General features: G+C 62.2%; 8 protein-coding genes, 1 tRNA gene and 2 pseudogenes. 2 read left to right on the forward strand and 9 right to left on the reverse strand.

The window, feature by feature from the left end; genetic code table 11:
- The first annotated feature begins 2 nt into the window (after positions 1-2).
- Both AC5IG3_RS07815 and AC5IG3_RS07820 read left to right on the forward strand, forming a co-directional pair.
- Entirely contained in the window at positions 3-1250 is a 1248-nt protein-coding gene (locus tag AC5IG3_RS07815) for a heme biosynthesis HemY N-terminal domain-containing protein (RefSeq protein ID WP_491905734.1), read from the forward strand.
- A gap of 43 nt (positions 1251-1293) precedes the next feature.
- A tRNA-Arg gene (locus AC5IG3_RS07820) sits at positions 1294-1370 on the forward strand.
- Positions 1371-1795: 425 nt separating this feature from the next.
- Here the strand turns inward: AC5IG3_RS07820 and brxL are convergent.
- The 9 genes and pseudogenes from brxL to brxC all read right to left on the reverse strand — a co-directional run bounded on the left by brxL (position 1796) and on the right by brxC (position 17214).
- Entirely contained in the window at positions 1796-3844 is a 2049-nt protein-coding gene (brxL, locus tag AC5IG3_RS07825; protein WP_491905735.1) for a protease Lon-related BREX system protein BrxL, read from the reverse strand.
- Positions 3845-3855: 11 nt separating this feature from the next.
- Positions 3856-6465 carry a BREX-1 system phosphatase PglZ type A gene (gene pglZ, locus AC5IG3_RS07830; protein ID WP_491905736.1) on the reverse strand — a complete coding sequence of 870 codons (2610 nt, stop codon included), beginning with the start codon at positions 6463-6465 and terminating at the stop codon, positions 3856-3858.
- A 2-nt stretch (positions 6466-6467) separates the two neighbouring features.
- Complete coding sequence (locus tag AC5IG3_RS07835) at positions 6468-7367, reverse strand: hypothetical protein (protein WP_491905737.1); 900 nt, start codon at positions 7365-7367, stop codon at positions 6468-6470.
- Between the two features lie 183 nt (positions 7368-7550).
- Positions 7551-7664 (reverse strand): annotated as a pseudogene (locus AC5IG3_RS07840) (PDDEXK nuclease domain-containing protein); the annotation flags it as partial.
- A pseudogene (locus tag AC5IG3_RS07845) lies at positions 7660-7851 on the reverse strand (DUF1016 N-terminal domain-containing protein); the annotation flags it as partial. The pseudogenes AC5IG3_RS07845 and AC5IG3_RS07840, both read right to left, overlap by 5 nt.
- Positions 7852-7892: 41 nt before the next feature.
- Positions 7893-8708 carry a hypothetical protein gene (locus tag AC5IG3_RS07850; RefSeq protein ID WP_491905738.1) on the reverse strand — a complete coding sequence of 272 codons (816 nt, stop codon included), beginning with the start codon at positions 8706-8708 and terminating at the stop codon, positions 7893-7895.
- Positions 8695-9738, reverse strand: coding sequence for an AAA family ATPase (locus AC5IG3_RS07855; protein WP_491905739.1), 1044 nt, complete (start codon positions 9736-9738; stop codon positions 8695-8697). The genes AC5IG3_RS07850 and AC5IG3_RS07855 overlap by 14 nt, the downstream gene beginning before the upstream one ends.
- A gap of 26 nt (positions 9739-9764) precedes the next feature.
- Positions 9765-13346 (reverse strand): BREX-1 system adenine-specific DNA-methyltransferase PglX, encoded by a 3582-nt coding sequence (pglX, locus tag AC5IG3_RS07860; RefSeq protein WP_491905740.1) that lies wholly within the window; start codon positions 13344-13346, stop codon positions 9765-9767.
- A 196-nt stretch (positions 13347-13542) separates the two neighbouring features.
- Entirely contained in the window at positions 13543-17214 is a 3672-nt protein-coding gene (brxC, locus tag AC5IG3_RS07865) for a BREX system P-loop protein BrxC (protein WP_491905741.1), read from the reverse strand.
- Positions 17215-17240 lie beyond the last annotated feature (26 nt).

Raw genomic sequence — 17240 nt, forward strand, 5'->3', positions numbered from 1 at the left:
CCATGCGTGCGGTGATCTGGCTGCTGCTGCTTTCCATCGTCGCCGTTCTGGCGGCGGCCACTCTTGGTGCCAACGACGGCCTGGTGTCCATCTACTGGGCGCCGTGGCGGGTCGACCTGTCGCTCAACTTCTTCCTGCTGCTGTTGGTGGCGGCCACGGCGGCGCTCTATTACGCGCTCGGCACCCTCAACCGGCTGGTCGGCCTGCCCGAGCGTGCGCGCCTGTGGCGTGTGCAGCGGCGTGAACAGGCGGCGCAGTCGGCGCTGCGTGAAGCACTGGGCCTGTTGTTTGCCGGTCGATATGGCCGTGCCCACAAGGCGGCGCAGCAGGCGCTGGAAATCCATGCGCTGACGCCTGAGATCGGCGTGGACCGCGATTTCACCGCGCTGGCGCATATGCTGGCCGCCAGCAGCCTGCATCGCCTGCAAGACCGTACCCGGCGCGACGAGCAACTTGCACTCGCGCAGAGCGCACTCGGCAGCCAGGCTGCCCAGCGTCCGGTGGGTGAGGGGGTCTTGCTGCTGGCCGCCGAATGGGCGATCGACGACCGCGATGCCGAGCGCAGCCTGGAGCAACTCTCGCAATTGCCCGCTGGCGTCGCCCGCCGCACCCAGGCCCTGCGCCTGCGCCTGCAGGCTGCCCGCCTCGCCCGCCAGCCGCTGGAAGCGCTCAAGACCGCGCGCCTGCTGGCCAAGCACCAGGGCTTCGCCCCGACGGCGGCCCAGGGCATTGTGCGCACGCTGGCTGTCGAAGCGGTCGACACCGCGCGTGATGCCGACCAACTTCGCCGCGTCTGGACCCAGCTGGAAACCGCTGACCGGCGCGATCCCTATGTGTGCGCCCGTGCCGTGAGTCGTGCCGTCGAGATGGATGCCGCCGCCGATGGCCGCAACTGGCTGCGCCCGCACTGGGACAGCCTCGCGCAACTGGGCGAGCGTGAACGCCAGGCCGTGCTGGACGCCTTCATCCTGGTCGTGCCCGGCTTGCCGGCCGACTGGTTGCCCGTGCTGGAAACTGCCATGTCCGCGCAGCCCCAGGATGCTCCGCTGGCCTACGCTGTGGGCCGCGCGATGGCCGAGCGTCAACTCTGGGGCCGCGCCCGTCGCTTGCTTGACGGCGTCACCAGCGCCCGGGGCGCCGACACGGCGCTGCGCGGCCAAGCCTGGCGCGCCCTGGCCCGCATTGCCGAAGAAGAAGGCGACGAAGCCCGTGCGCAAGAGTGCTACAAAGAAATTTCGCGAAATGCTTGACCGCGTTTCAAAAGCCGGTATATACTAGCGTTCTTGCAGCAAAGCGGCTGTAGCTCAGTTGGATAGAGTACTTGGCTACGAACCAAGGGGTCGTGGGTTCGAATCCTGCCAGCCGCACCATATAAATCAACGGGTTAGCTCTCACAAAGAGCTAACCCGTTTGGCTTTGTGGGTTCGGTATCTTTTTTGCCCCCACAGTTGCCCTCACACCTCGCCGTGCTGTGGCTGCGACGGGTGTTGTGATCGTCGACGGGAGGCACTCTTTGCTCGGGTGAATTCCCACCTGCGCTCGATCGACTGACATTGCCATCGGCTCAAGCTACCTGTCCACGTGCTCTGGCGACAACATCGTGTTCAGGTCGTTGGGCGTCAGCAGGTCTTCCTGCTCGAGGATCTCGGCGAGGTTGGGGTGTTGGCGCCCAGCATGGGTTCTCCTTGATGGGATGACAGGGCTCCGGAACTCGACATACCGAAGCTTGAGGTGTACTTGCCGTGCAGGCATCCGATGACCGCAATGCGTGTCGCGACCCCATCGGGCACCTAACTCACTCCACTCCCAGCGCCTTGAACGCCGCATCCACCGGATCCGAATAGAAGCTGGTCTGGAACTTGGCGAACAGCTCGCCGGGAACGGTGGGCAGATCCATCACGCTCGACATCGGCAGCAAGATGCGCTTGACGCCGGCATCGAAGGCCACCTGCAGGCTCTCGGCCAGGTTGCTGGCCTTGGTGATGGTGCCGCCCAGGCTCATGTCGCCCATGACGGCCATTTGTGCCTGCACCGGCTTGGCCAGTGCGGCGGAGCACATCGCGATGAAAGCTGGCAGGGTCAGCGCATCGTTGTTGCCGCTGTTCTGCAACTCGACGATGTGGACGTGAAAGTCTCGCTCGGTCGGCTTGATGGAAGCACTGACCCGGCCGGCGTTGGCCTTGAAGTAGTCGAACGCCACCCGCACCGGCTCGCGCGAAAGCGAACCCGACACCGACAGCTTGCCGCTGCCCGCCAGCGCCTGGATCTCGGCCCGGTAGGTCCCCGGCATGCCGCCAGTGCCGGTGCTGATGGTGTGCAGCACGCCGGGCTGCAGGCGCCCTTCAGGAATCAGGCCGCCGCCGCCTTGCTCCGGCACCGTGATGAACCGCTCCTGCTGGTCCTCCAGATCGATGTAGGAGAAGTGCACGTCGTAGAACTCCATGCCGCCGATCTTCTTGAGCTGCTCCTTGACGCGACGTCGGGCCTCCAGCGCGTACTCCAGGCAGAGCTGCACCTGTTCCTTGTTGTAGTCGCCGTGCGGACACAGCAGCTTGAGCAGGCCCGATGTCGTGCGGCGCACGGCGATGGTGTCGCGCTGGTTGAGCTGGTTGCCCAGCTTGAAGAACTTGTCGATCGCATCGGCAAAGCTGGTCTTGCGCAACTCGCGCAGCGCCTCGGCCAGGTAGTCGACGATCAGGCCGAACTGATTGGTGAAGAACTCCGGCCGCATCTTCGGGATCTCCCAGCCCGGCACGTAGGCGTGGAAGCGGTCAAAAAATGCCGAGTCGATCATCACGTCCGGGAAGGGGCTGAACAGGTGGCTGGTCTTGACCAGGGTCTCCACCGTCTGCCCCTGCGGCAGGTTGCCGACGAACACCATCGAGGCGTTCGCGTTGATCGACTCCCGACCCCGGCTGAAGCTGCCCGAGGCCATGTAGTCCTTCATGATCTGGACGCCGTCCTGATCCTTGAAGTTGATGCCGGCCACCTCGTCGAAAGCCACGCAGTCCCACAGTCCGACCAGTCCGACCTTGCGCGCCGCCATGTTGTAGAACAGGTTGGCCACCGTCGTCTGCCCGCCCGAGACCAGGATGCTGTTCGGGCTGATTTCTTTGTAGATGTGGCTCTTGCCCGTGCCTCGCGGCCCCAGCTCGCAGAAGTTGTAGTTGTTCTCGACCAGCGGGATCATGCGCGCCAGCAGGTGCCACTTCACGCGCGACTTGAAGGCGGTCGGCTCCATGCCGGTGGAGCGGATCAGCGCGTCGATCCACTGCTCATCGCTGAAGCCCTTGCGGCCCTCGAACAGCGCGGCCATGTCCATGTTGGGCATCTGGATCGGCTTCAAGTCCTCGACCAGAAAGGGCGAGCCCTTCTGGTTCTCCTCGAAGCTGTAGCGCAGCGTCACGATGCACCAGATACCGCCCACCAGCAGCTTCTCGAACTGCCGCACGATGCGGTCCGAGATCTCCGCGCTCTTGACCCCCAGGTTGGACAGCAGCGCCTCGTACACATCGCGCTTCTCATTGAGCTTGACGGTGACCTTGTCGATCACCTTGTAGCTGCCGCTCTCGCGGATCTTGGACTTGACCTTCTCGGCCTCGTCGGGCCGCACATAGTTCTCGGCCAGGATGCGCTTGACGGTGGTCAGGCCGGTCTGGATCGTGGCCTCGTCGTCAGAGGCGCAGTACATGCCCAGCAGGTACTCCAGCACGTAGACCGGGACGTTGGCGCCCTCCTTGATCAGCTTGGTCAGGTCCTTGCGGACCACCTTGCCGGCAAAGTGGCGGTTCAGCAGTGAATCGACGTCGACAGGTGCGGCGGCTGCGGATGCGGTTTCAGTCATGGCGGATAGGCTCAGAAATCGTTGGAGAACGCCAGGTCCACGCGCACCGGCACGCGCAGCACCTCAACCTGGGTCTGCGCGTCACGCGCCACCAGGTGGTAGTCGCGCAGGCGGTCGTACTGGCCGGAGCGGATGGTCAGGAACACCGAGCGCACGCGCTCGTTCATGCTGTCCGAGGCGCTGTCGAGCGTCAGCGCCTGCTCGTTGCTGATCAGCCTCTGACCATCGCGCAGCGACACCAGCACCGTGCGCGCAAGCACCCGCGCCGACACCTGCTCGCTCTGGATGAACTCGAAGCGCTGCGTGTTGGTGACCACCTTGTTGGACGCGCCCAGCAGGCTCAACTCCACCTGCCGGGTCTTGGCCGAGGCGCTCTCGTTCTCACGCACCGTCACCACCGGCACGATCACCTCCTGCGGCATGGCGCTGCCATGCACAAAGCGCGCACCACCCGCAAAGTGGAAGCGGGACGTGCCCTTGGGCAGCCAGAAGTCCAAGCTGTCCTCACCCACATGCGTGCCCGCCGTGGTCGCCGTATTACCCATCCAGGTCTTGGCGTTGGCCGGCAGATCGCGGCCCAGCAGGTAGCGCTTCTTGGCCTTGACCGTGCCCTCGGGCTTGTCGCCCAGCGCGGCCTTGTCCGCCTCGTCCAGTGCCGACTCCTGATAGACGAAGCCGTGGTCTGCCGTCACCAGTACCGTCGAGCCGTTCAGGTTGTTGACGATGAAGGTGACGATAGCCTGCAGCTCGCCCAGCGTGTCAGCCACCGCCTCGAAGGTCTGGCCCTCGCTGGCCTGCTTGTCGCCCAGCATGTCGATGCGGTCGTGATAGACGTAGACCACCCGCTGCTCCGCCACCCGCTCACGGCCCTTGATCTTGCCCAGCGCCAGCAGTTCATCGGCTTTGATCGCCATGCCGCCGTAGCGCGCCAGGATGGCGTGGCGCGCCTCCAGCGTGGCGGTGGGTTGTCCGTCAGCCCAGACGTTGCCATCGGCCCGGTAGGCCAGCCGCTGGTGCGGCAGCAGCGCGGCCATGCCCAGCGTGGTGTAGCTCGGCAGCACGCCCAGCATGGCATCCAGCTGGGCGGTGAGGCGGTTCTTGCTGTTGATTTCGCGGGCTAGTTCTTCGGCCGCTTCGTAGCGGAAAGCGTCCGAGATCACCACGAACACCTTGTTGTTCCTGCCACCGATCCGGTCGTTGAAGAACTTCTGCTGCGGCGGTAGGTCCGCCAGTGTCCAGTGGCTCAGCAGGCCTGCAGGGCCTTCCACCACGCGCGACCAGGCTGATGCCAGCTGTGGCATGAACCAGCCGCTGTAGGCCTGCTCCACCGCGTCGCGCAGGTCGTGCAACACCGCCCAGCCCATCGGCTCGACCCGGCCGGCCGCGTAATGAAAGCGCCGGTACAGCTGGTCAAAGGCAAACAGCTCCGTGCGGTACTGCGCTGCGCCCTCGGCCGCGTCGGCAAAGCTGATGCCCTCGGCGTGCTGCTCCTTCAGTGCCATGAACTCGGCCGCCGCCTCCAGCGCGTCGTAGCAGGCTGCCAGTGCGCGCGTCTCGTCGCTGCCCTCGGCCATCAGCCGGCTGACCCAGGGGCCATCGCGCCGCCGTGCCACCAGCGGGCGCAGGCCGGGCAAGGCCGCGCCGCCCTGGGCGATCACGCGCTGCTTGAGCACTGCCAGAATCTGCCGCTCCACCACCGCAAACGTCACGCAGTCGGCCAGGGCCTCGGCTGGCAGTCCCGCCAGATGGGTCGGCAGCTGCAGCGCATCGCTCACCGCCGCCGACAGATCGGCGTAGGACTTGTGCAGGTTCAGGTCGCTGCGCCAGCGCCCCGCCAGCACCGAGGCATTGGCCGCCAGCACCCGGTTGGGCAGCATCAGGTGCTGCAGCGCCGCCGGTGCCTCACCCACCAGCCCGCGCCCGAAGTCCGTCACCAACACCCGCCGCAGCAAATCGGCCAACGACGGCTTGGATTCGTCATAGCCCAGGTGCAGCTTCATCAGCACCCAGAACGCCGCATCCAGGTCCAGGCTGACAAGTTCCGCCCAGCCCTTGGGCTCGGCCGCCAGTTGTGGCTCGCCCGCCACCCACAGCCCGTGCAGCAGCCGTTGCGCCAGCGCCAGCGGGTCGGCCTCGTCGCTGCGCAGCAGCACCGCCATCATCTTGCGGTCCAGCGCCTCGGCATCGTCACCTGGCAGCACCAGCCGCTTGAGGCGCTCGACTCGGTCCTTGGCACGCAGGAACTTGCCCCGCAGCTTCAGGTGCGGCGCCAGCGACAGCGCGGTCAGGCCCAGGTCTTCCAGCAACATCGAAGTGCTGTCCGCACGGAAGGTGCGCGAGCGCAGGCGGATGTCGAGCAGCCAGTCGCGCTCGGGTTCCGGCTCGGGCTGGGTGCTGTAGAACAGCCACTGAATGCCGTTGCCGGCGACGACGCTCGATTCGACATCAAGCTTTACCTGTAATGCGGGCTGCTCGTCCAGTTTGACAACTCGCACTCGGTCGCCCAACGCCAGGTGGTCGATCACAGTAGAAAACTCACCCTCCAAGTCGTGCCAGAAGGTGGTGTCGTGGTGCGAAAAAGCGGCGGTGAGTGCGTCATTGACGCGTGCATCCGTGGCCATATTCAGTAATTGTTCATCATGGAGCACTCAAATGTGACCTTGCCTGCAGCGTCTTCTCGGTATCGAACCGTCACATTGCAAAAGGCATTGCTTCCTTGCAGGTGAAACAGCGTATTGGTGGCCATGCCAAAGTTCTTCGCCTCAAGGTTCTTAGGCCATTCATCTCTACCAGATTCATTTCCATAGAGAAACAAGTAACCGCCCAGATAAAGTTGATCACGTGATTGATGTTTAATGCCTGGATCGATGCAGATTCCGGTCTTCATGAGGTACTCATCTAAATATTCAGATGCATTACACCAGTCAATCTCGCCGTCTTCCACGTCAGGCCCAAAAAGAGATTTTCTGAAGTCCGAGAAACAGCGTGAGACGATCGGGTACATCACCCCGGCCGCTTGCCATTTCACACCATGCCAGCCATTTTTATTGATGCCCAATGGAAATGTGGGGACCGCGTCGAGCCAGGGCGCTTGGTCCGGAAAGAAAACGTCCAGATCCTCGTCAAGGTCGCTGGCGGGAATGACGCGCAATTGGCATTCCTGGGCTATCTCATCAAACCAGACCTGAAGCAACCCATCCCCCAGATTTGCGCCTAGCAGCGCGCCCGCGTTCAGCAAGTCAAGTTGCACCAACGGCGTCAGAAAAACATTCTTTGAAGACTTGGGCCAAGGCCAGGAAGCGCTGGTGAAGTGAAATCCAAAAACCTGATCGGCCACTCGATCCGATCTTGTTTTTCCATTATTTTTGACAAATTTTGGCGCACAAAACACTCGACCTGTTTTTTTGTACTCAGCCATATAGGTCTTGGCCCACGGCAGCGTCATCGACGCCTCCAGCGCCGTCAGGACTTCAAGCGAGGCTGGCAACTGGGCGTTGCTCAAAGGCGAATATTTCTTTTTCATCTTCATCCCTTAATGTAAAAAACATGATGCAGGCAGAATGCCTTCCCAATTTTGGTGTTATCCACCCAGTTTGTCCCGAACTTCAGCGCCGAGGTCGTTGGTACCGTTGGTCACCAACTCTGCCTCGATCTGCTCGATGCTGGGCAGGAACTGCAGGTGGTATTCGGCAATGCCCATCGACTGTGTCCTGCCACGCAGCGCGTATTCGGCCACCACACGGTGGCGCTGGCGGCATGACAGCAGGCCCAGCGTAAGCGCGTCGGCCTCGCTTTTCAGGCGCTCGGCAAAGTTGCTGATCGATCACCTTGGCACCCCGGCCCTGCGCCTGCTGCCGATCGAGGATGTCACGGCCGATCTGCCAATACAGCAGCACCAGTTCGCGGTTTATAGCCAGAACCGCTCGCTGCTGGTTTGCCTGGATTCGCTGTTTTAGTTGCAAATGCCACCTTGCGTAGTTCGCTGGCAGGATGCGCTTATCCGACATCTACCGGTCGACCCGAGGAATGGCTACTGACAGTTGCTTCATCAGGCCAGCCCCATGCGCTGCCACAAGGGTTCCAGATCGGAAGGCAACGGCAAAGTTCGGAAGAGCGCTACTCGGCGGTCCTTAGACGCTTTGGCACCCAGCAACCGGTCAAGTGCCCGGTGCACCACCTGCGGATAAAACGATTTGGCGTACAGGTGCTGGTGCAGGAATTTGTCCTGAGCAATTGCCCTCATGGCGACCATCGCTGCCTGGACCTCCGCGTAAACCCTCGTCTCATCGATGTAGGCAGCCCAGGCCCGCAATGTTTGCTGGACGCTGGCGTCGTTCGCCACAGGGTTGGTTGTCAGCAAGCCCTCCTTGAAGCCAAGGGCCCGCAGTCCTGACCACATGGGGTTGATGACCTGCCACAACGCAGCGTGCCACTGCCATTCATCGATGTTGGCCAGCATCGCCTGCTGAAGTGCCTGCTCGCTGACACCGGGCTTTTCCCTTTGCGTTGGCGGCAAGGCCAACCACAATTCGCTGGGATCGACCAGATAACTCTCCATGCAAAACCTGGGCAGCACGAAGAAGTTGGGATGTGCAGCCTCATGCTGCGCCACCTCCACGGGCGTCCACTCGTCGCGATCCGTCAACACTAACCAGTCTGGCTCCAGCGGCGCCATCGTCAACGCCATGCGCTTGCTTCCAGCGTCAGCCAAGACCCAGCTGAGCTCCCAGTTGGGCGCGCGGCGACCCAAAAACTGGGTCAAGGCACTGACATCGTCCGAGCCCTCCAGCAGCAGTACCCGTTTGCCTGAAGCGCCGACTTGCACTTCGCGGATCTCCGCGACACGCTTTTTAGCGTTGCTCATGGCCGGCCCCCAAGTCAATCCGTCGGCCTGTGCTCTCGTACCGGTTCCAGACCTCCGGAATGTGGGAAGTGATCAGCAACTGCCCGTCAAGCTCACGAACCATGTTCTCGATGCGCGACAGCAGGCTACTGATCAATGAAGGGTGCAGGTAGAGGTCGGGTTCGTCGATCAGCACCAGGCAGCCCTTCTCAGCCCAACGCGCAATCAGGTAAAGAATGATCAGCACCTGATGCTCGCCCGCGCTGAGGTCGTCCAGCGTGTGGAACTGGCCGCGCTGCCCCTTGAGCTTGACCCGCATCCGGTTCTCGCCAGGCTTGATGTCGGTCTCGATGGTCTTGCCCACCAAGAAGGCATTCAGCTCGCCCATCACATGGAAGAACTTCTTCGGCTGCGTGACCTTCAGGTTGATCAGTGAAGCCTCCAGCTGGCCGCGCCAATCCTCTGTGGCGATGTAGCGCGGCGCCCAGCGCAAGGCCGGCTGCTCGGCCAAGCTCTCACCCACGTTGCGCTTGGGCGCCACCCAACGGCGTTCTTCCGCGTCCATGAAAATCACGTTGGGTACGGTCGTGGGCTCAAACGCCAGGATCAACTTCTTGCGCGCGTCTGACCAAGCCTGCAGCCATTCACCCAGGGGCAAAATCAGGTCGCGCTTGGGGCTGCCGGGTTTTCCGGTGCGCACCACGCTTTCACCCAGCCATTGCACCGCCGGGTGCTGTGCCATGAGGGCGGCGCACCAATCGGCTTCACCAAAAATCAGCCCGACTGGCGCGTTGTCAGAGCCGGTCAACCCGGTGTCCGTCAACACTACCGCCATGCCGGCCCAGCGTTGCAGCCACTCGCGAACGGGGTTGGGCCTGGACAGCGGCTTTCGGTGGTCTAGCCAGGCGCCAGCCGCTTCCCACAGCATGGCCACTGCACGCAGCACGGTGGTCTTGCCGCAGCCATTAGTGCCAGAGAACAAGATGCGCTGGCCCATGTCGCCAGTCCACTCGTCGGCGAAGTCGAAGCGCCTGTTCAGCAGCGGGCCCACGTCGCTGAAGTGCAGCGATTCAATCTTCATTCTTCTTCCTTTCCACCTGTGACGGCCTTCACCTCGGCCAGCAGATCCCCGAATTTCCCATAGTTCACCTTCACCCCGTCATCGAGGTCGAGCGAGATGCGCATGTCGGCGTGGTGTCGCAGTTTCTCGTCGTAGGCGAGCAGTTCGAGGTGCTGTTTCTTGAGCTTGTCGAGCTGCTTGGTGAGCTTGGTGCGGGCGGCCGTGGAACTGGCGGCGCGGATGTCGGCTTGCAGGCTGTCGATGCGGCTTTGCATCTTGCCGGTGAGGGGCAGCACGTATTCGGCGCGCAGGCGGGCCAGGGTGCCGTCGTGGTAGCGGTGCAGGTAGACCAGGGCCTGGAAGGCGCCTTGTTTGCCGCTGCTGAAGAGCCAGTAGATCGGGCGCTTCTTGTAGGTCTGCAGGTGGTCCTTGAAGAACTTGTCGGCCAGGTAGCGGCGGATGGTTTCATCCGGGGTTTCCGAGCCCTTTTGCCCCAAGCTCTCGGCCAGCCAGGCCATGTTTTCTTCCAGCGTGTCGGCGCCCCACACGGCGCGCAGGAACTCGCGCACGCGGCTGGCGGCGTCGTCCTCGAACCAGCGTTCGTCGGTGATCGGCACGATGCCGTCGGCGTCGGCCGGGAATTTCTTTTCGTAGCGGCTCGGGTCGAACCCGACGTTGCCGGCGTGCGCGTAGATCAGCCCCGGTTTGTCGAGGCTGTATCGGCCCATCATGCAGCCGATGGCATAAGAAATCAGGCGCTGGCAGTCTTTCTCTCGGTCGGCGCGGGCGAGGGTGATTTGGTTCTCTGGAATATCGCTGGAGATCTCACTTTCGAGTCCGTAGGTATCGATCAAATGCGAATTTATTGCCTCCTCTAACTCTGTCATCTGGCGGAGTCTAGCCTTACATTCATTCTTCCATATCTCAAAGGATGCAGATAGTAAAGTATCATTGCTGGCACCAGCCGAAACGGCAATTCTTTGAAAGTCCCACGACTCTTCGAATGAATCCCAGTCACTCTTAGATATAGCGATGCATTTTTCGGTGAGAGTAGAAATTCGATCTCGATCTCTAATAATGAGAGGCATTTTTAAGAACGGCCCCTCATGAAAGTCCAGCGTGGGTGATAATATATTCAGGAAGGTTGACGCAAGTTTTGAGTTGGATAGAGCCATGACGTACATTAGACACGCGTGCTCTTCGCTGAAGTACATCGCCCCCTTGGTTTCGAACATGAATGAACTGGGAGAGTATCTCATCGAGATGCTTCCGGTTGCAATTGCCGACCAAGTTATTCCTTCTTTAAAATAGTAATCGGTATTCTTTGGCTTTGAATTGCTTGCGAGTATCAGGCCATCGTTGAGTCTTCGCAATTTGTCTGCCCTAATATTCTGGCCATCATTCTTCCAATCTACAACATACTCGTTATTTCCATACCATTTTCTGTAGGTTCCGCCTTTGTTGCATGGAAACCATTTCATTCCTGACGCTTTTGCATCATCTCTTGACTTGGATGTGCGATTCAACGAGTGCTCCGGAATTTCGTGCCAATAGCGCAAAAATGCGCCATTATCACCGGTCGCCAACCCCTGTTTAGTAACGCCAACCAACCCGACATTATCGGCCCACTGAAATATATCCCTAACATGCTTGCCGACCCAATACGCGATTGGTTGACCTGGAATCTTTCTAAAATCAGACTGTGGAGAATTGGTGTATTTATTATCGGCACGCAATAGTGTATTTTTCTTCTCGTCCTCCTGACCATCAATCAGCCTGAAGAATGAGGGGATATACTCCAACTGACTACTGGCTTGAAAAACAAACGCGACTGTTTGCACTACCTCGCCAGATATTTCAGAGAATGCTCTTGCTCCAAGGTGAGCTAATGTGATAAGAGTTCGTTCTGAGATTAACTCGCCTCGCATTTCTTCAAAAGATGACAGAAACATCCAGCTCTGCATTGTCACCAAGCTATTAAATCCGAACGGCTTGCACCAATAAAATCCGCGTCCGATAAATGCTGCAAATAGATCTGATTTGTTATTCGGATATGCAGCCTTTACGTGATCTTTTAGGAATTGACTCATTCCCTTGTTGCCCATATAAGGAGGGTTCGCCACCACCGCATCAAACTGCATCCCCAGCACCAATCCCTGCCAAACCAGTGGCAACACATCCTTGGCCGCCTGCCGCGCATATAGATCTCCATCCTGCAACGCCTGCTGCAACCCCGCCGTCATCGCCGCCAGTTGCCCGTTCAGCGCCGCCGGAATCTGGATCAGCGAGCCGAAGGTCTTGGCGTGTTCGAAGGTATCGACCAGCGACGCGAGCGCCGCGCGCTGCAGGCCGAAGGGCGCCAGGTGGGTGGCGAGTTCGTCAGCGTCCAGGCCCTTGCTTTCCTGCAGGCTCAGCACGTTGAGCTTGGGCGGATCGTTGAACAGGCGGCGGTCGTCGGCGCGGGCCTTCATCAGCAGGGCGAAGGCGGCGAGCTGGGCGGCGCGGTCGTCGATGTCCAGGCCGTAGAGGTTCTTCTCCAAGATCAGGCGCGGAATGGCGCGGGGCTGGTAGCCGCGCTCCAGGTAGATGGCCTTGAGCACGTCGTAGGCCACCACCAGGATGTGGCCGCTGCCGCAGGCCGGGTCGAGCACGGTGATGGACTCGGGGTTGAGCGCCTCGCCGTCCTCGCGGATGCGGGTCTGGATCAGCGCGTCGAGTTGCGCCTGCACCTCGGGCGTCTGCTCGGCCGGCTGGATGTAGTAGGGCCACTGGCTGGCCAACGTGCTGGTGGGGTTGGCCATCAGCCACAGGCGGCCGACGCTGTTCTGCACCAGGTACTGCACGATCCAGTTGGGCGTGAAGAGCTGGGTGGCGGCGGGGATGTCCTCGCTCTTGACCACCTTGCCGATGACTTCGTCCTTCTTCTCGCTGATGTAGAACTGGTAGAGCCAGCCGATGGCTTCGACTTCGGCCCAGTCTTCCTCGGGGATCTGCGCCACCAGCTTGGCGACAATCGAATCACTCAGCAGCAGGTTGTCGGGCAGCAGCAGCTCGGTTTCGTCATCCAGCGCCTCGAACAAAAAGGGCATGGCCTGGTGCAGGGCGTTGCACTGGGCGATGAGGGCGCGGCGGTACAGCTCGCCGTCCTGGTTGGCGAGCTTGAGTTCGCGCACCTGCTCGGGCCGCAGGCCGGGCAGGTTGCCGGCTTCGGCCAGGTCCAGCGCATGGGCCAGCACCTCGGGCAGCGGGCCGCCTTCGGGGTGGCTGAGCACGCGGCGGCCGTGGCCCAGGTAGTCGTGCAGCTCCATGTAGCGCAGGGCGGCCAGGCGGTTGAACCAGGTGTAGGCGATGGCTTCGAGCGTGGCGTGGTAGCCGTCGAACACCATGCGCTCGTACAGCGCGTCACGCTGGCTGCTGACTTTGGCGGGCCAGGCCCGGCCGGCGATCACGGCCACATCGCCTTGCACGGCGCAGGGTTCGAGCGCAATGCGACCGCCTGCCCCCAGGCTCAGGCCCAGCAACTGGGCGCGCTGGGTGACGGCGGCGATGAAGTCACGTCGGGCGGCGGGGGCGTAGCGCTTGAGGTTGGATTTGTTCATGGGGCGAGGGGGTGAATCAGCTCAAAGGTGCATTGGCAACTTGGCAAAAAAGTTGGCAAACCGATGCACAAACCAAGGTGAAAGTGATTTGAAAACAAGGCATTGGCGGTGCCTGCAAGTTGGCAATCAGGATGTGCTGCGGCGCTGCGCAGCCCTGATGGCTGGCTTCCAGATCGGGAAAGTCAGCCCATCAGCCTCACTGGATGCGCACCCGCTGCCCGGTCTCGATCACGCCCATCAATTTCTTGCGCAGCGCGGCCAGGTAGGCCTCGACCTCGGCCTCGGTCTCAAGGTAGGACTTGGGCGAGAAGTTGGCGGCGTGGACGGTCTGGCTGGGCTTGGGGCCGGCCGGCGGCGGGGGCTGGACCGGTGGGGGCGGCGGCGGTGGTGGCTTGCCGCCATCGGGCGGGAGCTTCTTGTGAAGTTCGGCCAGCCGGGCGAGCCGCTCGGCTTCCTCTGCTGCGGCCTTGGCGGCGGCGTTGGCTGCGACGGTGATCAGATCCATGCCCTGGTCCAGCAGGTCACCGGCGTGGTTCTGAAGGTAGAGGATTTGCGGGATCTGTTCCTGGCGCGCTACTTCCAGCTTCAGGTCTTGCAGCGGCTTGAGGGCCCGGTTGCACAGGTCGACCGGCGAGGTGCTGCGGGTGAGCTCAGCCTGCAGTTCGGCGAGCTTGGCGTCAATGGACTGCAGGGCCCGCTCGCGCTTGTCGCGGGCCAGCGCGTCGTTGACGGCCTGGACGGTGGCGATCAGCGGGTCGATCTGGCTGATCTGGCCGTAAGGCACAGGGTTGTCGCGGATGGCTACGAGCGACTTGAGCGCGGCGCTGGCCTTGGCGTCTTCGACCAGCGCCTGCCGGTTGGCCGCAAACAGGGGCAGTGCCACGAGCAGCTTGCGCCAGGTGGGCAACTGCTTGCCGTAGAAGGCGCTGAGATCGGCGTGGTCGTCGCTGACGTCGAGCCAGTCATCGCGGTCGCGGTTGAGGGCCTCGATGAACTCGAACGCATCGCGGATGGACAACTGCTGCGCGACGCGGGTGAGCAGCGCCTCCAGCTTGGCCTTGCCGGGATGGTGCGGCTGGTTGGCCAGACTGCTGTGACCGCGCAGGCCTTGGGCCCAGTCGTTGAGCTGGGTGCGCCAGTCGGCGACCAGGCCGTCTTCGTCGTCGCGGGCGAGCGAGGAGAACAGGTCCTTGTACAGGTCGCGGGCGCGCTTGAGGCTGCCGGCATCGGCCAGCTTGCGCTTGAGGAGGGCCACCTGCTTGAAGCGCGCGGGCTTGGTCAGGGCGTCGAGGGCGGTCTTGGCATCGAGGTCAGAGCCTTCGAGCGTGAGCTTGATCTCGCCAGCCATGAACAGGCGGGCAACGATGAGCACCACCTCGTGATCAGGCTTCCAGCCGTAGGGAATGGCGGTGTAGCGGTCAACCAGTTCGGACAGGAGCAGGCGCTTGTCGCGCGCGACGAGGTGGAGGTACTCGCGCACGTCGGCAATGGCCTGCGGATTGCCTTCTTCGCCACCGAGGGCCAGGCCGCGCTGGGCGAGGTCGTCAGCCGACAGCACGGCGCGGATTTCAGCCTGCGGGTCGATGCAGCGGACCTTCAGCAGCCGCAGCTTGTGAAAGGTGTTGGTGATGAGGTAGTTGACCAACTCGTCGAGCAAGGTGCTGGGGCTGGCGGCGCGGCTGCTGAACTTCTGGCCCTTGGTGTAGAAGGTGCCGCCGGTCATCAGCTCACCGATCTGGCCGACCAGACGGTTGCGCCGCTCACGGTTTTCTTCCTTGCGCTCGGCCATGATCTTCTTGAGCGAGGGCGTGGCGGTGCTGGCCTTGGGGCCGTCGACGTACTTCTCGATCTGCAGGTAGAGCGTCAGCTCCACGTCGAGCCGGGTGCCTTCGTCCAGGCGTATCAGTGCGCGGCCATGGCCGTCTGAACTGCGCAGGACGCAGCGGGCTTCGGTGAGTTGCTCGTAGTCATCGCCCAGGGGTGTGACGACTTCCAGGGCAAGCTGGTGGTGAGCCTGCTTGTAGGGCACGCCGTCGAGCAGGCGGTTGAATTCGTAGTCGGCCTTGGTGTCCTTGTGGCGCACCTTGGTCTGGCCGGAGAGGATTTCGTCGAAGACGATTTCGCTCAGCAGGCGCGATTTCTCGCTGGCGGCGACGTCGACATGGCCGATCTCGCGGGCGACATCGCGCTCTTCATTGGTGAGGAAGAACCACTGGTCGCCGCTGCGGTTGACGAGGCGCTGCGCTTCGAGGCGCTCCAGGCTGGCTTGGATGCGGCGCTTGAGCGCGAGCTTGTCAGCGTCGATCTGGTCCAGGCAGAGCGTGGCCAAGTTGTCGACGGTGGGCTTGAGTACCTCGGCGACGTAGCGGATCAGGAACAGCGCTTTAAGCAGCGGCAGATCGGCTGGCTCGAGCGCGCCATTCTCGGCAGCTTGGTCGATGGCTCGCTTGACGCTGGTGTCGAGGAAGCTCTCGATGCTGGGATAGAAGTCATGCAGCGGCACCAGGGCATCGATGTTGCGGCGGGCGTTGCTGAGGGTGGCGGACTGGAAGGCGTCGAGCAGCGAACGCTCGCCGCGTGACAAGTGCTTGCCGGTGGCGCCGACGCGGCGGATCGACTCGAAGATCTTCTGCAGCAGCGTGAACTGGTAGGGGACGAAGGGGTAGTAGGCAACGAACTCGGCCGCGTCCCGGTAGCCGCGCAGGTTGACGGTGCTGCCGACGAAGCTGAGCTGGTTGTTGATGATGTCGACCTGGCGCTCGAACACCACCCGCAGCGCCTGGTGGGCGGCTTCGGTCTTGGCCAGCAGGCGCTCGCCGATGACCTCGTCGGTGTTGGAGCTCGCCAGCGACAGCCGTGTGTGGAAGCGGCCCTGGATCTTGGAGAAATCCTGGCTCTTGGCCTTGTTGGCGTCGCCGAGCGCTGCGTCGATGTCCTCCTGACTGGTGACGATGACCCAGGCACGCCCGCCACACAAAGTGCCAAGCTGCTCGGTAATGGTCTGCAGCGTCAGCATCAACTGGGTGTTGGCGCCAATGAACTGGCCGACTTCATCGACCAGAAAAATGATGCGGTGACCCGCAGGCTGGCTGTCAAGGTAGCCGCACAGCAGGCGGGCAAAGCTCTCGATGTTGATCTTGTAGCTGTCGCGGGCCTTGTCGAACCAGACGGCGGCCGAGGCGGGGGTCATCTTGAGGGCGATGGCCAGCGACTCGATCACCTCGTCACGGTGGAAGTCGACCGCATCGCGCTCGGCTCGCCAGGTGGCGCCCTTGCGCTGGTGGAATTCCTGCTGGAAGGTGTCATACGCGCCCTTGGCGACGAGGTAGCGCTCCATCTCGGCGATATGCGGTGCCTCGCCCGAGTAGCCCAACTTCTCGTTGAACACGCGCAGGAAGACCTGCAGGATCACGTCGCGGTCGGACTTGCTGTCGGCCTTGGCGTCGATGTTGAACAGGATGACATCGGCACTGCCCCGCGTGGCGCGCTGCACATCGGCCAGCAGCATCACGTCCTTGATCTTGTGCTCGTCGAAGAATTCAGACGCGCGGCGGCTGGTGCCGGTGGCGGGGTCATGCGCCTCCAGGTTTTCCAGCAGGTAGGACAGGATCTTGATGAAGTGCGACTTACCGGAGCCGAAGAAGCCCGACACCCAGACGCCCATGCGCGTGGCCAGCACGGGGTCCTTGGGGTTGTCGGCTGCGGCGAGGTAGGCGTCGAAGAACTTGCGGAAATATTCGGTCAGCTGCTTGGTGACGACGTATTCATCGAGCTCTTGCCAGATGCTCTCGGCATCGCGCTGGTCGGCCTTGATGACGCCGTTGATCGGGCGGTTGATGGACTTGGTGAAAAGGTCTTTGATCTGCATGACGGGTGGTCCCTGAATCTGTTTTC

This window comes from Leptothrix sp. (in: b-proteobacteria), assembly GCF_965250675.1.
Classification (GTDB): Bacteria; Pseudomonadota; Gammaproteobacteria; order Burkholderiales; family Burkholderiaceae_C; genus Sphaerotilus.